Here is a 633-nt window from a genome sequence, read left to right on the forward strand (position 1 = left end):
TATCCCCCTTGCCGCCGCCATAAGCACCGATCAGAACTACATCCTCACCTATACCCCCCGCGAGCCCTTTGCCGCCGGCACCGACCTGTCCGCCAAAAAGACCTGCGAAGTCATGATGAGCGTGCAGTACTTCGACGGCCTTGGCCGCCCCCTTCAGAATGTGCAGGTCAAAGGCAGCCCCCAGGCCACCCGCGACCTGGTCACCCCCTTCGAATACGACTCCTTCGGCCGCGAAGCAAAAAAATATCTCCCCTATGCCGACCCCAGCGCCAACGGCAGCTATAAAGCCGGGGCCTTGACCCCCGGCGGCGGCATCATGACCTTCTATAACCCATCCGGCAGCGAAGCGCAGCTGCCCACCGGCGTCCCCCGTATCCCGTCCCCCTTTGCCGAGACCCGCTTTGAAGCCTCCCCGCTCAACCGTGTAGAAGAACAAGGAGCCCCCGGCAGCGACTGGCAGATCGGCCAGGGGCACACCCTGCGCCAGGGCTACTACAGCAACAGCGACGCCACGCTGTCCGAAGGCAACGGCAGATGGGCAAAACAATACGGCGTCAGCATCGACGCCAGTGGCAACCGCAGCCTGAAAGACGAAGGCAGCTACGGGCAGAACCAGCTCTATGTCAGCGAGAC

General features: G+C 62.9%; 1 protein-coding gene. It reads left to right on the forward strand.

The window, feature by feature from the left end; all coding sequences use genetic code 11:
* Positions 1 to 633, forward strand: a 633-nt coding sequence (locus DDR33_RS26255; protein ID WP_238387953.1) for a DUF6443 domain-containing protein, incomplete at both ends; no start/stop codon positions are given.

It is taken from the genome of Pararcticibacter amylolyticus, from assembly GCF_003130405.1.
GTDB lineage: Bacteria > Bacteroidota > Bacteroidia > Sphingobacteriales > Sphingobacteriaceae > Arcticibacter > Arcticibacter amylolyticus.